This is a genomic window from Micromonospora sp. NPDC051300 (assembly GCF_044455315.1).
Lineage (GTDB): Bacteria > Actinomycetota > Actinomycetes > Mycobacteriales > Micromonosporaceae > Micromonospora > Micromonospora robiginosa.
The window spans coordinates 1-15,706 of record NZ_JBITEP010000055.1; the positions used below are offsets into that span (position 1 = coordinate 1).

13 protein-coding genes and 2 riboswitches are annotated in these 15,706 nt (G+C 72.4%); of the genes, 7 read left to right on the top strand and 6 right to left on the bottom strand.

Going from position 1 to position 15,706, the window contains the following annotated elements:
• Positions 1 to 291 precede the first annotated feature (291 nt).
• From ACIA5A_RS30330 to ACIA5A_RS30355, 6 genes are all read right to left on the bottom strand, one after another.
• Positions 292 to 984, bottom strand: coding sequence for an RICIN domain-containing protein (locus tag ACIA5A_RS30330; protein ID WP_396768110.1), 693 nt, complete (start codon positions 982 to 984; stop codon positions 292 to 294).
• Between the two features lie 448 nt (positions 985 to 1,432).
• Positions 1,433 to 3,403: an amino acid transporter gene (locus ACIA5A_RS30335; RefSeq protein ID WP_396768132.1), complete on the bottom strand. Its 1,971-nt coding sequence runs from the start codon at positions 3,401 to 3,403 to the stop codon at positions 1,433 to 1,435.
• Positions 3,404 to 3,763: 360 nt separating this feature from the next.
• The gene (locus ACIA5A_RS30340; RefSeq protein ID WP_396768112.1) at positions 3,764 to 4,132 is read right to left on the bottom strand and encodes a transcriptional regulator; all 369 of its coding nucleotides are present in this window, start codon (positions 4,130 to 4,132) and stop codon (positions 3,764 to 3,766) included.
• Positions 4,116 to 4,904, bottom strand: coding sequence for a hypothetical protein (locus tag ACIA5A_RS30345; protein WP_396768114.1), 789 nt, complete (start codon positions 4,902 to 4,904; stop codon positions 4,116 to 4,118). Before ACIA5A_RS30345 ends, ACIA5A_RS30340 begins: the two co-directional genes overlap by 17 nt.
• A gap of 371 nt (positions 4,905 to 5,275) precedes the next feature.
• Positions 5,276 to 6,193 (bottom strand): hypothetical protein, encoded by a 918-nt coding sequence (locus ACIA5A_RS30350; protein WP_396768116.1) that lies wholly within the window; start codon positions 6,191 to 6,193, stop codon positions 5,276 to 5,278.
• A complete protein-coding gene (locus tag ACIA5A_RS30355) occupies positions 6,190 to 6,528 on the bottom strand; it encodes a PadR family transcriptional regulator (RefSeq protein WP_396768118.1) in 339 nt (112 codons plus the stop codon). Before ACIA5A_RS30355 ends, ACIA5A_RS30350 begins: the two co-directional genes overlap by 4 nt.
• 346 nt (positions 6,529 to 6,874) lie before the next feature.
• Positions 6,875 to 6,963: riboswitch (cobalamin riboswitch) on the top strand.
• Positions 6,964 to 7,082: 119 nt separating this feature from the next.
• On the opposite strand from ACIA5A_RS30355, the gene ACIA5A_RS30360 reads away from it, so the two are divergent.
• The 7 genes from ACIA5A_RS30360 (at position 7,083) to ACIA5A_RS30390 (ending at position 15,148) form a co-directional block, all read left to right on the top strand.
• Complete coding sequence (locus ACIA5A_RS30360) at positions 7,083 to 8,132, top strand: peptidase (protein WP_396768120.1); 1,050 nt, start codon at positions 7,083 to 7,085, stop codon at positions 8,130 to 8,132.
• Between the two features lie 34 nt (positions 8,133 to 8,166).
• Positions 8,167 to 8,652, top strand: a complete 486-nt coding sequence (locus ACIA5A_RS30365) for a hypothetical protein (protein WP_396768122.1) — start codon at positions 8,167 to 8,169, stop codon at positions 8,650 to 8,652.
• Positions 8,653 to 8,737: 85 nt separating this feature from the next.
• A riboswitch (cobalamin riboswitch) is annotated at positions 8,738 to 8,875 on the top strand.
• Positions 8,876 to 9,018: 143 nt separating this feature from the next.
• Positions 9,019 to 10,485, top strand: coding sequence for a prenyltransferase/squalene oxidase repeat-containing protein (locus ACIA5A_RS30370; protein WP_396768134.1), 1,467 nt, complete (start codon positions 9,019 to 9,021; stop codon positions 10,483 to 10,485).
• The gene (locus ACIA5A_RS30375; protein WP_396768124.1) at positions 10,482 to 11,408 is read left to right on the top strand and encodes a hypothetical protein; all 927 of its coding nucleotides are present in this window, start codon (positions 10,482 to 10,484) and stop codon (positions 11,406 to 11,408) included. The genes ACIA5A_RS30370 and ACIA5A_RS30375 overlap by 4 nt, the downstream gene beginning before the upstream one ends.
• Positions 11,401 to 12,627, top strand: a complete 1,227-nt coding sequence (locus tag ACIA5A_RS30380) for a CbiQ family ECF transporter T component (protein ID WP_396768126.1) — start codon at positions 11,401 to 11,403, stop codon at positions 12,625 to 12,627. Before ACIA5A_RS30375 ends, ACIA5A_RS30380 begins: the two co-directional genes overlap by 8 nt.
• Positions 12,624 to 14,255: an ABC transporter ATP-binding protein gene (locus ACIA5A_RS30385; RefSeq protein WP_396768128.1), complete on the top strand. Its 1,632-nt coding sequence runs from the start codon at positions 12,624 to 12,626 to the stop codon at positions 14,253 to 14,255. The genes ACIA5A_RS30380 and ACIA5A_RS30385 overlap by 4 nt, the downstream gene beginning before the upstream one ends.
• Positions 14,252 to 15,148, top strand: coding sequence for an ECF transporter S component (locus tag ACIA5A_RS30390; RefSeq protein WP_396768130.1), 897 nt, complete (start codon positions 14,252 to 14,254; stop codon positions 15,146 to 15,148). The genes ACIA5A_RS30385 and ACIA5A_RS30390 overlap by 4 nt, the downstream gene beginning before the upstream one ends.
• Positions 15,149 to 15,706 lie beyond the last annotated feature (558 nt).

The window sequence follows — 15,706 nt, forward strand, 5'->3', positions numbered from 1 at the left end:
ATGTCCTGTTCGCCATGCTCCGCGACAAGATCCCCTACCAGCCCCGCCCAGCCACGCCGATCGCCGCTCGACGAAACCCATAGGGACACCCCCCCCCGGCGTCAGTCCCTGGCGGCTCCGGCGATGCCTCCCACCACCGTGCTCCCCGGAACGTGGGCGGTCCGACGGCGCTCGCTGATGTCGTCCGGAACATCCTGGTCGGCCAGGAGCGGGCCAATCCGGCCACCGGCGACAGGTCACATTCCTGAGCGAGCGCCAGGGGTGTCGCCCGTACTCGACCAGGCGCCACTGCTACCACGATGACGACGGCCGGCACGCGTCCTTCTGGACCGTGTCGCTCGGACCGTCCGGTCCGACCGGGACCGCCAGGCATTCCGCGGTGATCCGCACCTGAAGCGTCACCAGGCCGTCGGCTGCCGGAGAGATCCACCACTTCTGGCGGTCGTTGTCCCTGCACAGCCACTGCTGGACCAGGCCGCCGCCGGTGCCGGGGGCGGTGTTCAGGTCGAGGCACTTGCCGGTGCCCACGTTGACCAGTACGTAGCTTCCGCCGCCGAGATCGGCGCTCCGCCACCGCTGCGCGGGGTCGGTTGAACACGTGCGCAGGCGCACAGGTGTCTCGTCCTCGTCACGCGGCTCATCCGGCGTCGCGCACCGTCCGCCCGCCGACACCAGCGCGAACGTCGCCGGTACACGGAACGGCGGCCGGCCCGGCATGGCGGCGGAGGGCTTCCCGGGTGCGACATCACCCGCGGGTAGCAGCGGCAGCGCCCGACCGTCCGGCGCGATCAGGACCGCGGAGATCTGGTCCGTGCCGAAGTCGATCCCCATGGTCCATCCGCGATCGACGGCCACGGCCGTTCCGGTTGTCTGCATCATGGCTCTCTGCTGGGGCGCGGGACAACCGGCGTCGCCGCGTCGGTGGGACACGACATCATCGATCAGGTACGACTCACGCGCGAATCGTCCATAGATCGTGATCACCGTGGCAGATCGGTCGGATCGCGGCGAACGCCGAGCGCGGCGCCAGCCCGACCGTCGTCGTGGTCGCACCGTTAGGGCACACTCGGGACGAGCGGTCGCCGGACAAGCCCCGAAATCCTCGTCGCCGATCCCCCGCTACTACGTGTTGGCCGGAGTGGTCTGCTGCGGCGTGTGCGGCCGGATCAGGGCTCTCACCCCGGCCCTTCGCCGAGCACCTGCGCCGGCACCACGCCGGACGGCACATCTTCGTGGTCATTCCGGAGGTAGCCCCGGCCTGGCGGTGGGAGCGGATCCTGCAACAACCGCGGCGCGGTGCTGGAACACGCCGTGGGCCGGCACACCGACGCCATCGTCTGCCGGATGCGATTCCCGGTCCCGGCCGCGTCCCGCCCGCCGATCCAGCCAGACCTCGTGTCCTGAGATGCCCGTCAGCGCGGAGGGACGCGAGTCACCCGCCAACGTGGATGCCGGGACGACGGGCCGGGTCCGGTTCCACCTTACGGATGATCTCCCGCACCACCGGCGGCGTGTCGCCCCGGCCCAGCAGGAGATACCGCAGCAGATGCGCGATCGGGTTGCCCTCGGACCACTCGAAGTACGCGTGCGGACGCAGACCCGTGGCGTCGCGCAGGGCCAGCAGCACGGCCGCGATGGCATTCGGTGCGGCCGGACTCTGCACCCGCAACACCCGGTAGCCGTCGACCTCGACGCCGCGCACCCGCAGCACGTCACTGAACTCCGACGGGTCGATCACCTGGACCTCCAGGAACACCACGTCCGCGGCGCCGGGCACCGGATTCATGCCCCGCTGCGCGCGTTCCTTCGCCCCGTACTCGGCGCCGGTCCCGGCGTCCGGACGGTGCGCGACGATGTCCAGGCGGCCGTCGAACTCGATCGAGTCGGTGACGAACCGGCGGGCCGGCTCGTCGAACTCGATCCGCTCCGCCCGTAGCTCCGTGGTGCGCGACACCCGCGAGACCAGGGACACGACGATGATCCCGGCGATGAACAGGCCGGAGATGGCGATCCCCTCCGGCTTCTCGATCACGTTGGCGACCAGCGCGTACACCAGCACCAGCGTCAGCGCCGCGAAGCCGGCGGTGACGCGGCGCTGCCGCCGGCGCAGCGCGGAGATGGTCACCGCCACCGCGCCGGACACCATCATCGCGAGAATGCCGGTGGCGTACGCGCCGGCCTGCGCGTTGACGTCCGCGCGGAACGCCACCGTGATCGCGACGCTGATCAGCGTGTAGACGATCACCACCGGGCGGACCGCCCGACCCCACTCCGGCGCCATTCCGTACGACGGCAGGTAACGCGGCACAATGTTGATCAGCCCGGCCATCGCCGACGCGCCGGCGAACCACAGGATCAGCACGCTGCTGATGTCGTAGACCGTGCCGAACGCCTCACCCAGATACTCGTGGGCGACGTAGGCCAACGCCCGTCCGTTGGCCCGACCACCGGGGGCGAACTCCTCGGCGGGAATCAACAGGGTGGTGACGAACGTCGTGGTCAGCAGGTAGCCCGACATGACCAGCGCGGCGGTGGTGAGCAGCTTGCGGGTGTTGGCGATCCGCGCCCGCAGGCGCGCCTCGCCGTCCGGACCATCGCCCTTGACCAGCGGCATCATGCTCACGCCGGTCTCGAAGCCGGACAGGCCCAGCACCAGCAGTGGGAACGCCAGCACCGCCGGGCCCACAACGTCACCGACGCCGCCGGTGCCGGCGGTCAACGCGCTCGTCCAGCCCGACAGCAGCGCCGGATCGCGGATCACCTCGACCAGGCCGACGACCACGATCGCGGCGTTCAGCAGCAGGAATACTGCCACCAGCGGGATGGCGACCCCGACGGCCTCGCTGAACCCGAGCAGGAACACCCCACCGAGGATCAGCAGCAGCGCCACGGTCACCACCACTGCCGCGGTCGTGCCGTGCGGGAACCCGTCGGGCAGGACCGGGTTCTCCAACAGGTGCACCGTCGCGTCGGCCGACGACAGGGTGATCGTGATGATCCATGACGTGGCGACGAAGCCGAGCAGGACCAGCACGAACACCTTGCCGCGCCAGAACGGCAGCAGCCGCTCCAGCATCGCCACCGACCCCTGTCCGTGCGGGCTCTCCCGCGCCACCCGCCGATACATCGGCAGCACCCCGAACAGGGTCAATGCCACAATCAGCAACGTCGCCAACGGCGACAGCGCACCCGCCGCCAGGGCCGCGATGCCCGGCAGGTACGACAGGGTGGAGAAGTAGTCCACTCCGGTCAGGCACATCACCTTCCACCACGAGTGCGGCCTGGCGTGCGACTCCCCCGACTCGGGGCCGGCCGGCTGCACCCGATGCCGGAGCAACCACCGCGCTACCTGCCCTGCCGGGGGTGTGATCGACCCCGGCGTGTCCACACACTCGGGCACCATCAACCCCGCCTCGCCCGCCGGTCCCCCCGGCGGCCGCGCGGCACCATTCGGCTCGTCGTCGCCTCCACGGACCACCGCGCCGGCCTCACGTCCGCTCACCATGCCGACTCCTTCCGTCTCCACGCTTCGACCGAGCACGCGGGCCATGGAGACGGGCATCTCAGCGGTCCTTCGAGCAGCGGGAGCCTACCCATCCGGGGCGAATCCGTAACGCCGCCCCGCAACTCAGCGGAGGGCGCTCCACGTGCGGGTCTTCGGCCGCTGGGGCGATCCCAGTTGATCAGGTCTGCAGGCGCACGCGGCGACGCCCTGCCACCCTCGCAGCTTCCCATCCGTCGATGGGCGCGTATTGACCTGTCGTCAGACGGTCGGCTCGGACTGCTGCTGGTGGCGGCGGAGGAGTTCCCGTAACGCGTTGATCTCGACCGCGAGCGCGCTGCGTCCCTGCTGGGTGATGCTGATCCAGGTCCTCGGTCGGCGACCGTGATAGCCCTTCTCGATCTGGATGAGGTTCGCCGCTTCCAGCACGGTGAGGTGCCGCGAGAGGTTGCCGGGGGTGAGTGCCAGCGCGTCGCGTAGGTAGGAAACCTCTACTCGCCGGGCTTCTGCGGCGATGGTGAGGATGCCGAGCCTGTGCCGCTGGTGGACGGTGTCGTCGAGGGTGTTCGTCGGGTACTCGCGGCCGCCGGATGCGGTGGTCGAGGAGTGGGCGTCATCGTCGCTGCTCACGTTCACCTCTCTCGGCCTCCGTCGTCCCGCGCAGGGCGACGGCGCCACCGATGATCAGGACCGGCGACGGCATCAGAGCGGCCAGCATAAGGCTGAGGCGGTGCAGGTCTCCCGGCTGGAATTCCATCACGTGAAAGTAGAGGTTCACGAGGAGCACCGCGACGCCGTAGCCCACCGCGACAGCCGCCAGGACCCGGCTGCGTTCCAGTCGAGCCAGGACCATCAGTCCCACTGCGATGACGAGATGGGGAAGCATACCGCGGTTGGCGATGCCCATCAGCGGGACCGTGAGCCATCTGGTTTCGTTCGATACCGTCGTTGCCGAGTTGAGCAACAGGAACCGCAACGCGATCGGCAGGAGGAGCCCGACCAGGGTGCCCACGACGCCGGAGACGAGATAGGCGCGAGTCCGGGTCTGCACACCCACCCGTTCGCCGTGTCGCCGGTACCACCAGAGGCTGATGAGATAACCGCCGACGAGCGCCACCAGCCAGTACCAGCCAAGGGTCGCCGAGCGCTCGAGAAAATCACCACCGAGGCTGGTCAGCACCGGGTTCTGGGCCGGAGCCCGCATGCCGAAAGGGTCCGCCGACTCGATGTAGAGCGGCGCGGCCATCACCGTGAGGAGACCGAACAGCAGGAGCGGGAACCAGAAGGCGTGGCGGAGGGCGCGGGTGCGGCGCCGGAGCGCGACCACGGACGCAAGGAGTTCCTCGGGGGCGTCCCCACTCTTCGGCGCAGGAGTAGATCGGTCGGACACGATGGCCTCCACAATGGTATTGTGCCAACTACTTTACTCTACAAACCTGTTGGCGCAAGTAGCACTCGAGTCCGCTGCGCTGAGCCGCCACCGGGCGAACACCGGTCGGCGCATCGTGATCCCTTACGTGCGGCGCGGCACCCGACCGCGGACAGCCGCGCCTTCGAGGGCGATGAGAAAGCGCCAGGTCCGTGGAGGGGCGGACCTGGCGCTCGTCGAGATCACGATCGTTCTTGGCCTGCCAAAAGCACTCCCGCGTCACCGCCGACAATGAGCGTGAGGTCGATCTCGTCGACCGCTTTCGGTCGAGCTCGGCGCGCGTTCCGGACGCTCAGCCTCCCGGGGTCGGCCATCCCCGGGAGGCTGCCGAGGCGCTCGGGTAGCTACATGCGGGCTTGGCGGCGGCCCGCGATCGTGGCGGCCGCAAACGTGATCACCGTGATCGCGGCGAGGATCAGGGTTGCGCTGAGGGAGGTTTCCACCGGCCATCCCGCTCGTCTGGAAAGGAGCACATGGGTGACTTGAGCAAGTGCTGGTGCCAAGAGAAGCGCCGAGGCGACGATGGGTATCCGGGCATCCACCGGCGCGGCGACGACGGCCAGAGCGGCGAGCGCGCACATGGACACCAGTGGCGCGTCCCACCAGAAATTGATCGGGCTCGCCGCCAGAGCGACGGCTGCCACCCCGAGGACCGGCCAGATCCCCGGCCGGGTATTGGACGTTCGGGGTGCGCGAATCAGCCGCAGCAACGCCAGCGAAGCCAGCAGCGCCGGCCAGAACTGAGGGACCATCGCGTCTTGGAGGTCGTAGACCGACGACAACCAGGCCGACAGCTCCCACGCGTTGGCCACCGAGTGTTGCACGACCACGGTCAAGATCGCCCCGGCGAACGCCAGCCGGTAACCACCCCAAGCTGCGGCGAACAGCGCGATCGTCAATAGCGTCGGAACGACTATGTACCACCAGGAGCCCGGGTTGTAGAGGCCCTCCGACAGCGCCGTCATCAGGAATGAGACCGGCCCCCCGCCCGAGTACGTCAAGGCGTACACCAGCAGGGAAAGCGCGGACAGCCGCAGCGCGGAGTATCCCAGCGCCGACCGCGAGCCAATCCGGTCGATGCCAGTACGGGCTCGCAGCCCCCCGACCACGAGCGCCGCCGCTTCTCGAACGTTCATCCGCTGCCGCTGCGCGTCCTCAGCCGTGGCGAGCAGGGTCTCCAGCATCTCGTCAGCTCGATACTGTCGGTAGGCACGGGGGTAGGCCCGCAGCAGCCATCGGTAGCGGCGCTCTGTCTCCGTCATGCCGGCATCCCCCACGCCGCCGCTGCCGGCGTCGAACGGATAGCCCGATCACGAACGACGCTCGCCGCCGCGACCATCCGCTCCGCTTCCGCACGCAGCGCGGACATGCCCCGCTGGGTGAGCGCATAGGTGCGCCGGGCGCGGCCGTTGACCACCGCCTCCTCGGCCACCCTCACCATGCCCTCCCCGGTCAGCCGATCCAAAGCGGCGTAAAGGGTGCCCGTCGTGAGGCGTACCCGCCCCTCGGACAACTCCTGCGCCCGCTTGACGATCGCGTAGCCGTGCAGGGCGTCCTCCTGCAGGGCGGCCAAGATGAAATAGGTGGGTTCGCGCATTGGCGCCGACGATCGGGTCATGCCGTCGACATAAGCAGATGATCGACGTATAGTCAAGTGACCGGGCCCTGCGCGACGGCGCCACGACACCGCCCGAGCCGCTGCCGCCCATCCCCGAAGCCTGGCGCGACGACGCGGCGCGGGCCCGGATCGCGGCGTCGCTGGGACGCCTGGTCGCTGCCGGGGCCGAGGTGCGCGGCATCTGACCGACGCGCGGCACCTGTCGATCCCCACCTGCGGTGGGCACAGGGCGGTGACTGTCCGCTCACGGCCGACGTCGGATTGACATGCGTAGTCGCAGCCGGCCAGACTGTCGCCACAACTCAACCAACCGCGCGTGCGTGCGGGGGAAGTCCGGTCGAAATCCGGCGCTGGCCCGCAACGGTAGACCGTCGAGGTGGCATCCACCCACCCTGGCGGTGAGCCCGAATACCCGGCGTACGCGTGCATCCGCTCCCCCACCCGTCGTGGCCCACGGGTCGGAGTCCCGGTCGACTCCGCGCACCGCCGGTCGGCCGGGTTCTGACGACCGCCGGGCCGGAAAGGCGCTTCCGATGGTCGTCCGCCTGAGCCGGCACCGCCTGCTCGCCCTGTTCTGCGGCGCACTGGCCGCCCTCACCCTCACCACACCCACATCCGCCGCGGCCACACCCGGCAACGCCGGGGTGAGTCGCCCGGAGGCCGCCGCCGGTTGGCTGGCTCGGCAACTCGTCGACGGAGAACGCCTCGAGGCGGTCTTCGACGGCGTCGCCTACCCGGACCAAGGGCTGACCCTGGACGCGGTGTTCGCCTTCACCGCCGCCGGTGTCGCCGACGACTCCGCCGCGCGGGCACTGGCCTGGGTCACCCGACCCGAGGTCCGGGACGGTTACCTCGGTGACGGCACTGTTGAGGCGTACGCGGGGGCGACCGCCAAGCTGGCCCTCGCCGTCGAGGTGCGCGGCGGGAACCCGACCGATGTCGGCGGGGTGGACCTGGTCGCCCGGCTGCGGTCGCTCCAGGCGCCCACCGGGCGGTTCTCCGACCGGTCGGCCTACGGCGACTACAGCAACGCCTTCAGCCAGTCATTCGCCCTGCTCGCCCTGGATCGCACCCCGCGGGGCGCACCGCCGGTAGCGGCTGCCTGGCTGGCCGGCACCCGGTGTCCCGACGGGGGCTACCCGGTGCTGCCCGCCCAACCGACGTGCCACTCCGATGTGGACGCCACCGCCCTGGTCGTACAGGCGCTTCAGGCCACCGGCCGCAGGGGTGACGCCGCCGCCGGGCTGCGCTGGCTGGTCTCCGTGCAGCGACCCGACGGTGGGTTCGCCAACGCCGACGGCGTGCCGAACGCCAACAGCACCGGCCTCGCCGCGCAGGCGCTGCACAGCGCGGGCCGGCCGCTGGCCTGGGCCCGGGCCCACCGGTTCCTGGCCGGGCTCCAGGTCGGCTGCGCGTCGGCGCCGGCCCGGCGGGGCGCGGTCGACTTCGACGGCGGCGCGTTCGACCCGGACACCGCCGCCCGCGCCACCGCCCAGGCTGTCCTCGGTTTCACCGGCACCGGCTACGCCGACCTGTCGGCCGCCGGCGCCGCCCCCGGCGCACCCGTCCTCGCCTGCCCGTAAGCGGCCTACCGTCCGACCACCTCCAGGAGGATCCGTGTCTCTTCGTCCATCCACCATCCGGGCCCGGCTCGCCGGTCTGCTGACCGCCGTGCTGGCCGCCGTCGCCCTGACCGCCGTCGAGCCCGCGCCGCAGGCCGCGCACGCCGCGGCCTGCACCGGCACCTCAGGCGTCACCGTCGTCGTCGACTACGCCGCCCTCGGCGGCGGCATCCAGGTGGGCTGTGCTCCCGGCGACCCGGCCACCGGGCTCGCCGCCCTGCAGGGCGCCGGGTTCACGGTCACCGGCACGAAGCGCTGGGGTCTGGCGTTCGTCTGCCGGATCAACGGCAAGCCGACCGCCGCGGCGGACCCGTGCGTCAACACCCCACCGGCCACCGCCTACTGGTCCTACTGGCACGCGCCGCACGGCGGCCCCTGGTCCTACAGCTCCTCCGGCGCGTCCAGCTACAACCCCGCACCGGGCAGCGTCGAGGGCTGGTCGTTCGGCGCCGGCGCCGCGCCCGGCATCACCGCCCCCTGATCACCCGGGCCAGGGCGGTGACCGGCGTCGCAGCGGATGCCGGCCACCGCCCTGGCGCCGGACTGTGCCCGGGCGGTACGGTGACCGCACCCGGCGTACGCCGGGCACACAACTGCATACGTCCCGTGTGGGGGAAAGCCGGTAGGAGCCGGCGCTGACCCGCAACCGTGAGCGAGAGCCTTCTCGCGAGCCGGAATGCCTCGCCTGGGACGAGCGGCTTCTTCTGTCGAGGTCTACAGGGTGAAGTCCGGACCGCCGAGGTCCGATTCCACCCCGCTCACCGCAGCTCGCGGAGCGGGGTGTCGTTTGTCTCGGGTGCTTTCCGGAGTTCTCACCGACCGCTCCGCGAAAGGCACCCCCATGCCCCTGCCCCCATCCCGGCGACTCAGCACCGGTCTCGCCGCCGCCACCGCGGCGACCCTGACCGCACTCACCGCACCCATGACCGTGCTGGCCGCCCCCGCCACGGTCGACGCCGCTGCCGCGCGGGACGCCGCGACCTGGCTGGGTGGCGAGTTCACCGACGGGGTCCTGCCCGGACCGTTCGGCGGCCCGGACTGGGGCCTGACCATCGACGGGCTCGTCGCGTTGTCCGCCACCGGCGTGGACACCCTGACCCGGCAGGCCGCCACAGCGCAGGTCGCGGCGCACGTGCGTGCCTACAACAGCTACGACGACTACGGCATCGAGGGCTTCACCGACGGCGGCGCCACCGCGAAGCTGCTCTACGCCGCCTCCGCCGCCGGCGCCGACCCCACCCACTTCGGCGGGTACGACCTGCGCGCCGAAACCCTGTCGCTGATCTCCGGAGCGGACACCGGCAACCAGCAGGGTCGGGTCACCAGCCGGGTCACCACCGACAGCGGCCCGGACGCCAGCAACACCTTCGACCAGTCCTTCGCCGTGCTGGGCCTGGCCCGCGGCGGTGCCGTCCCGCAGGACACCGTCGACTTCCTCATCCGGCAGCAGTGCGCGTCGGGCGGCTTCCGGCTCTACCCGGACACCGCGGACGGCCCGTCACCGTCCTGCGACGAGCAACCCGGCGCCGTCCTCGACGTCGACTCCACCGCGATGGCCGTGCAGGCGCTGCTGAGCGCCGCCGACGACGGCGCGGACAGGGCGGCCGGCGCGGCGCGCAAGGGAGCCGACTGGCTGGTCGCCCAGCAGCACACCGACGGCTCCTTCGGCGGTTCCGGGCCGACCACCGGTGCGAACTCCAACAGCACCGGCCTGGCCGGGCAGGCCCTCGCCGCCGCCGGACTCGACACCGAGGCCGCCCGCGCCGCCGCCGCGCTGACCGCGCTGCAGCTCACCGGCGCGAACGGCGGCAAGGCAGCCGCCGACGCGGGCGCCATCGCCTACAACGCCGACGGTTTCACGACCGCCGTGTCGGCCGGCATCTCCGACACCGACCGGGACCAGTGGCGCCGGGCCACCGCCCAGGCGCTGCTCGGGCTCGCGCAGGTGCCGCTGGGCCGCATCGGCGTCGACCTGCCACCGTCATCGCCGGGACCCACCCCGTCCGGCACGGCCTCGCCCACCATCTCCCCCACCGGATCACCGAATCCGACCATCAGCGCCACCGCCACCCCGACCGCCACCGTCGACCCGAGCCCCGACGACACCGTGAGCCCTCCGGGGGCGACCCCGTCGGCCACCAAACCGAGTACGCCGCCGGCGGCGACCGCCGCGCCGAGTGCGACACCTCCCGCGCCGGGGCTTGCCGGGCTGCCGACCACCGGCCCGGCGATAGCCGGCTACGTGCTGGTCGCGGTCCTGATGCTCGGTGGCGGGGTGCTGCTCCTGCTGCTCGGCCGCAGGCGGGCGACGTGACGGCCCGGTACGCGCGGGCCGTGATGGTCCTCGCCCTGGCCGTGGCGGGCACCCTGACCGCGCCGGCCGCCCCTGCGGCAGCCGCCGGCACGGCCGGCTACTGCCCGGACGCCTCCGGGGTCACCGTCGTGGTGGACTTCCACCAGCTCGGCGGCGGCACGGTGATCCGCTGCGCCCGCGGTGACCAGGGCACCGGCCTCGCGGCGTTGAAGAACGCCGGCTTCCCGATCACCGGCACCCTGCGCTGGGGGGAAGGGTTCATCTGCCGCATCGACGGCAAACCCTCGGCAGCCACGGAGAAGTGCGTCGACACACCACCGGCCAGCGCCTACTGGTCGTACTGGCACGCCTCGAACGGAGGGAGCTGGACCTACAGCGACAAGGGCGTGGCCAACCGCAAACCACCGGCCGGCAGTTTCGAAGGTTGGTCGTTCTCGCTCAACCGCAACGCCAACGACGCGCCCCGGCCGGGCGCCACCCCGAAGCGACCCGCCCCACCGGCTCCGCCCCCACCGTCTCCACCGAAGACGGGCGGCGGCGGGCCGCCAGCACCTCCACCAGCCACCGGCGGTGGGGGAACGGTCGAGCCGCCGGCGCAGGTCGACGGCCCACCGCCGTCCTCGGGCAGTCGGCCTGGCGCGGCCGGACCGACCATCAGCGCCAACGGGCTCCCCACCCCCACGGGTACGGCCACCGGCGCCCTGTCGCCGACGCCGAGCCAGGTCAACGGCACCCCGACCGGTGATGCCACCGGCGCGCCATCGACGGACACCGTCAGCCCGGAGTTGACCGACGTCGCCGCTCCCCGCAGCGGCGCAGGTCCACCGATCGGCACGATCGCCGGGATCCTGCTGCTCGTTGTGCTGGCCGGTGGCGGGCTGATCGCCGCGCGGCGACGGCGTACCGCCGATCCGGATGCCTGACCGGTCCGTCGCCGGCGGGAACCGCCCGGATCCCCCTGCCGGGACCGGCCGGCGGCGGTCGGGGTGGGCCCCAGGGCGGCTGCCGCGCGGGCTGCACCCGGGCGCGTGGTGGCTGTGGTCGCTCGGCCTGGCCACCGCGGCCAGCCACACCACCAACCCGCTGCCGCTGGGTCTGCTCGTCGCGGTCGCCGCGCTGGTGGTCGCCCGGCGGCGCGGCGACGCCCCGTGGGCCCTGGCGTTCCGGATGTACCTGTGGCTGGCCGCGATCATCGTGGGCATGCGGGTGGTCTTCCGGATCGTGTTCGGCGGCGGGCAGGGCGACCACGTGCTGGTCCGCCTCCCGGAGATCCCACTGCCGGCCTGGGCGGCGGGCATCCGGCTGCTCGGGCCGGTCGCCGCCGAACAGCTCCTCGGCGGCTTCTACGACGGGCTGCGGCTGGCCACCATGCTGGTCTGCCTCGGCGCCGCGAACGCTCTGGCCAACCCCAAGCGGCTGCTCAAAGCCGTGCCCGGCGCGTTGTACGCGGTGGGCACCGCGGTGGTGGTGGCGCTGTCGGTCGCCCCGCAACTCGTCGAGAGCGTGCTGCGGGTACGCCGGGCACGACGACTGCGCGGCGCATCCGCGCGCGGGAAGCGGGCGCTGCGCGCTGTCGCCCTGCCGGTGCTGGCCGACGCCCTGGACCGGTCCCTGGCACTCGCCGCGGCGATGGACTCCCGCGGCTACGGCCGCACCGCCGCCGTACCGGCCGGGCAGCGCACCGCCACCGGCGCGCTGGTGCTCGGCGGACTCGTCGGCGTCTGCGCCGGCACCTACGGGCTGCTCGACGGCACCGCAACAGGGCCGCTGGGCCTGCCGATGCTGCTGGCCGGACTGACCACCGCCGTGACCGGGATGCTGCTGGCCGGGCGTCGGGTCCGTCGCAGCCGCTACCGGCCGGACCGCTGGCGGCCCGCGGAACTCGCGGTAGCCGGCTGCGGCATCGCCACCGCCGCGCTGACGGCGCTGGCCGGCTCGGTCGATCCGGACCTGCTCTACCCGCCGGTCAGTCCGCTCACCTGGCCGCAGCCGACCCCGCTGATGCTGCTCGCCGTCGCGGTCGCGGCGGCGCCGGCCTGGCTGGCACCGCCACCCCCGACCGCACGTGCGTCGACCGATCCGGCGGGCACCGCTGCCCCGCCGACACGACAGGTGGCTGCGACGGCGGGAGGCCGCACGTGATCGAGTTCGACCGGGTCACCGTCCGCTACACCGACGACGAGCCGCCGCCGCTGCGCGACGTCTCCCTCCGCGTCGAGGAGGGGGAATTGTGCCTGGTCGCCGGCCGCACCGGAGCCGGCAAGTCGACCCTGCTGCGGGCGATCAACGGGCTGGTGCCGCACTTCACCGGCGGCACCCTGCACGGCACCGTCACCGTGGCCGGCCGGGACACCCGCCGGCACCCACCGCGCGACCTCGCCGACGTCGTCGGCGTGGTCGGCCAGGACCCGCTGGCCGGCTTCGTCACCGACACCGTCGAAGAGGAACTGGCGTACGGCATGGAGCAACTCGCCCTGCCGCCGGCCGTCATGCGCAAACGGGTCGAGGAGACCCTCGACTTGCTCGGCATCGCCGAACTACGCGACCGGCCGCTGCGAACCCTGTCCGGTGGGCAACAGCAGCGGGTCGCCATCGGTGCCGTGCTCACCGCCCACCCACGGGTCCTGGTCCTCGACGAACCCACCTCCGCGCTGGACCCCACCGCCGCCGAGGATGTCCTCGCCACCATCACCCGGCTGGTGCACGACCTCGGCGTCACCGTCGTCCTCGCCGAGCACCGCCTCGAACGCGTCGTGCAGTACGCCGACCGGCTGCTCTACCTGCGCGGCGACGGCCGCGTGCGCGACGGCGAACCTGCCGACGTGCTCGCCGGGATCGACCTCGCGCCGCCGCTGATCGAGCTGGGCCGGCTCGCCGGCTGGACGCCGCTGCCGCTGTCGGTGCGTGACGCCCGTCGACGCGCCGCCGAGTTGCGCCAGCGACTCGCCGACGCGGTCCCCACCCCGCCACCGCCGGTCCCCGTCACCTCCCCGATGCTGACCGCACGCAAGATCGTCGTGAGATATCCGGGAACGGTGGCTGTGGCCGGCGTTGACCTCGACCTGCATCCCGGCCGGGTTGTCGCGCTCATGGGCCGCAACGGGTCCGGCAAGTCCAGCCTGCTGTGGGCGGTGCAGAGCAGCGGCCCCCGCCAGAGCGGCACCGTCGCCGTCACCGGCGCTGCCGGGACAGTCGACACGAAGGCTCTGCCGGCCGCGAAGGCGCGCCGGCACGTCGGCCTGGTCCCGCAGAGCCCGGCGGACCTGCTCTACCTGGAGACCGTGGACGCCGAATGCGACCAGGCCGACCGGGAGAGCGGCGCACCCACCGGCACCTGCCGAGCCATCCTCGACCAGCTCGTCCCCGACCTGCCCGGCGACCGGCACCCCCGCGATCTGTCCGAGGGACAACGACTGGCCCTCGCGCTGTCCGTCCAGCTCACCGCCGCCCCACCGGTGATCCTGCTCGACGAACCGACCCGCGGCCTGGACTACCACGCCAAGAAGCAGTTCGGCGCGCTCGTACGGCGGCTGACCGCCACCGGCCGCAGCGTGGTACTGGCCACCCACGACGTCGAACTCGTCGCGACGACGGCCGACCAGGTGATCGTGATGGCCGACGGGGAGATCGTCGCCGAGGGCAGCACCGCGGAGGTCATGCTCGCCTCACCGGCCTTCGCGCCCCAGGTCGCCAAGGTCCTCGCACCGCAACCGTGGCTGACCGTGGACCAGGTGGCCACCGCGCTCCGACCTGCCGGGACGCGGGCGTGAGCGTGCTGCGGGTCGCGCCCCGCACCGCCGTGGTGTTGGCACTCGCCTCGGCCGCCGCGCTGGCCACCTTCACCTGGCCGTTCTTCGTTCCCGCGCAGCCCGAGACCACCGCCCGCACCGGCGAGGCGCCGCTGGTCTTCGTCATCATGCTGCCGGTGCTGGTGGCGCTCGTGCTGGCCGAACTCAGCTCCGGCGGCATCGACAGCAAGGCCCTGGCGATGCTCGGCGTGCTCGCCGCCGTCAACGCCGCGCTGCGCCCCCTCGGCGCCGGCACCGCCGGCATCGAGACCGTCTTCTTCCTGCTCGTGCTCGCCGGCCGGGTCTTCGGCCCCGGCTTCGGGTTCCTGCTCGGCTCCACGTCGCTGTTCGCCTCCGCCCTGCTCACCGCCGGCGTCGGACCGTGGCTGCCGTTCCAGATGTTGTGCGCCTCGTGGATCGGCCTCGGCGCCGGGCTGCTTCCGTCCCGGCTGCGCGGCCGGGCCGAAACCGTCGTGCTCGCCGGGTACGGCGTGCTCGCCGCCTACGGCTACGGCCTGCTGATGAACCTGTGGTTCTGGCCGTTCAGCACCGGCGCGGACACCCAACTGTCCTACCTGCCGGGCGCCCCGGTGCTGGAGAACCTGCACCGCCTGGCCGTGTTCACCGCCGTCACCTCCACCTTCGGCTGGGACACCGGCCGGGCGATCACCACCGCCGTGGCTATCGTCCTCGCCGGCCCGGCCGTACTCGCCGCGCTGCGCCGCGCCGCCCGGCGGGCAGCGTTCGGCGCACCGGTCACCTTCGCCGAACCCGACCCGCTCCCGGCCAACCCCGTCGCGTCCGACCCGCGACCAGCCGCCACCGGCGCCCCGGGAGGTACCTCACACCCGACCTCGCGACCAGCGCAGCCGTGACGGGCGGCGGGCACGCTGCCGGACGGCGCGGGTTCGCCCGGCCGGACCAGCCGAGCGTCGTACGAGGGAACCCGGTGAGAATCCGGGCCCGCCCCGCCGCGGTGAGTGGGAACGACCGCCGTCAACAGCACTTTTCGGCCGCCGCCGAACGATTCCGGCCGTACCTTCGCCTCATGCAGCAGATCAACGGCCACCTCGGTGCCCACTTGGTGGCGGCCGTCGCCGGCCGAGCAGACGATGAGCATGCCGTGGACCGGCTGAATGTCGAGACGGTGTGACGGGGGCCAGCCCAGCGCGCGCAGGAGCTGCTGTGCGCTCACCCGGCCACAGCGTGCCGAACGACACATCCACAGCAACAGGGCCGCAGCGGTGATCGCCGACCAACAGGCTCGGGCAGGTGGAGCGGGCATCGGCATCGGGCTTGGACCTGGGCGTACGGGCAGGACAGCAGGTACGAGTGGACTGAAGTGACCCCTATCGGCCGGACACCTCGATGTCTGTCAGGGACTCTCGGTGGATCTTCTCGTAGGTGTCGGGGCTGACGTTACCCAGACGGCT